Genomic DNA, 2,747 nt, shown 5'->3' on the forward strand with positions numbered 1-2,747 from the left:
AGGCACTCGCTCTATCCAACTGAGCTACGACCCCAATTTTTTCCCTAACCATGATAAGACATCCACGGCTAAACTGTTGATTGCCGTGGATTATTTAGGGTTTGCTGAATAAATCTAAAAACCTTTTTGGATAAGGCTTTTAGACTTTTTTGAACTCAAAAAGTGCCGACCATTGGAGTGATTGGGGGGAAAATTCCGGGAATTTTTCCCTGAAAATTAGGTAATTGACCACCTGAAAATGGGTAAAACCCCACACCCCACCTGCCCCCCCGATGTCGGGGGGGTTGGGGGGGCGACACCCTGCCCCTAGGAAAAGCTTTTTGCCGCAAACCCTATTTACTCCTCCTTACTAAAAACCCAGAGCTGATAACTGGTAACTGATCACTGATCACTGATTACTGACAGGCTGCGGTGGGTGTGGAGAAATTTAGTCATTTCCTCCACTGCTAGAGGGCCACTGATGCGATTGCCTTGCATTCTCTCGCAACCTAATTCTTGCAGGATTTCTAATTGTTGTTGGGTTTCTACTCCCTTGGCGATCACTATTAAGTTAAAACTTTTCGCTATCGCCAGCAATGACGAGATAAAACGGGTATCTTGGGGATTATTACTCAGGTTTTTCGTTAAAGATTGCTCTATTTTCAGTTTTTTCACGGAAAATTGACCGAGATAGGCGATCGACGCGTAACCGCTGCCAAAATCATCAAGGGTGATACTAATACCCAATTCCTGCAAATCCCCAAGAATTCGACCGGTTTCGCGGCTATTTTCTAGTAAACTTGTCTCGGTTATTTCCATCTCCAGAAAGAAAGGCCCGATTTTGCTTTCAGTCAAGACTTCTTTGAGGATGGTGAGCAACTGCGGATCCCGCAATTGGTGCGGGGACAGATTGATCGAGATGGGAGTGTATAATAATCCTCGCTGCTGCCATATTTGTGCTTGTTGACAGGCATTTTTCAGCACCCAACGATTAAGCTCAAGGATTAACTCGCTTTCTTGGATTAAGGGTAAGAAACGATTAGGAGCGATTAATCCGAATTGAGGGTGTAACCAGCGCAATAATACCTCTAACCCTTCCACTTGCCACTGAGTCATATTAACTTGCGGTTGATAGTAAAGAGCTAATTCATTATTTCTGATTGCCTGATAGAGAAAATATTCAACTTTAGAACTACGAGTATTTTTAGGGTGAACATTAACTGACTCTATCCTGGAGTTATTATTGATATTATTCTTGACCGCTACTAAATTTTCCTCCAGTTTCTGTAAAATTATTTTTCTGTCTGTGCCGACGGGGGGACAGATAACTGAACCTAAATTGAATCGCACGGCTAGGGAGTGATTTTCGATTTCGTAATTATTTTCTAGGGTTTCAATAATTCTTTGACTAACTTTTTCCAGATCATTAGCCTTATTAATTTGTGGCAGCAGGATAATAAATTCGTCCCCTCCCCAACGAGCGACTATATCCCCCGATCTCAAATTTTTTCTTAACCGTTCACTGACGATTTTTAATAGGTTATCTCCCAGTCGATAACCTAGTCGATTGTTGACATTTCTTAGCCGCTCTACATCCACTAATAACAGACCGAGCATTTGATTACTTTTCTGGGCATTATTAATAGCATTTGACAGATATTCATTAAAGATAGAACGGTTAGGCAAATTCGTGAGAATATCTAGGAAAGATTCCTCTTGAGTCCTGTTATCAAAACTAATGGTCTGGGATGGGGAATGATGGAGAATTAGGGTACTTTTTGTGTGGAGGTCATCCCGGCTATAATTTGCTTCATTTTCCGTCAGATCCACTCGTAGCTGTCCTGAACTTTTAACCGGTGCTTGCTCTATTTTTTCTTGACTGGCTATTAAATGAAAACTGGCGTTTATATCACAGCCAAAGTTAATTAAATCACCATCTTTTAATTCATGAACCAAGCATTTAGACCCATTGACATAAATACCATTATGACTTTTATTTCCCTCTAAATCACCATCAAGAATCCAATAGGAAAAATTTTGGCGATCAATACTCTTTTTAATTAAAGTCGCATGATAGCGAGATGCGTATTTGGAGCGAAGAACAATTTGATTATCGGACTTACGGCCGAGAGAATATTTCATGTCTTCTAGGGTAATTGTTCTTCTCCCTTGAGGATCTTCCACAATGAGGAGATAACGGGAATTGGATGAACCATTAATCATTTTTTCGATACCTCGACAAAATATAAGTTAATATGCTCCCTCAAAAAGTCATGGCTTATTCGTCTTTGACTTAATTTATTTTCTCAATCAAGTGTTGGGTGTGATTCGGAACAGTTACTTAACGGCAATTGCGTCACATCTTCTGGTTTCAAGGCCTGAGTAACCCAAAATCTTTGTACCTGTTCAAATTCTGTACTAGGCCGATTATAGTCGATAACATGGCTAAATGCTCGGTTTTTGATGGTAAAGATTGGATAAAGGTTCGCTCTTCAAGCTGTCGAGGGGATATTTATAAATATAACTTAAGAAGGAATAGCCAGCATCAAAATTATCTCAAACTAACTGTACCCCTAATTCCTTGGCTTAAAGCTGACCCCGCTTTTAGGGGGTCTTAACGAGTAATTTAGATAGGGCTTGCTGAATAAATCTAAAAACCTTGTTGGGTAAGACTTTTAGACTTTTTGTCAATCAAAAAGTACCAGTTGTGGGAGAGATAGGGGGAAAATTCTGGGACTTTTTCTCTGAAAATTAGGTAATTGACCAGA

At 40.2% G+C, this 2,747-nt stretch carries 1 protein-coding gene; it reads right to left on the bottom strand.

All coding sequences use genetic code 11. The features are described from left to right. Window positions 1-381: 381 nt before the first annotated feature. Window positions 382-2,202, bottom strand: a complete 1,821-nt coding sequence (locus PX482_RS17915) for an EAL domain-containing protein (RefSeq protein WP_002761714.1) — start codon at window positions 2,200-2,202, stop codon at window positions 382-384. Window positions 2,203-2,747: the final 545 nt, after the last annotated feature.

The organism is Microcystis sp. M53602_WE12, from assembly GCF_030065455.1.
GTDB lineage: Bacteria > Cyanobacteriota > Cyanobacteriia > Cyanobacteriales > Microcystaceae > Microcystis > Microcystis aeruginosa.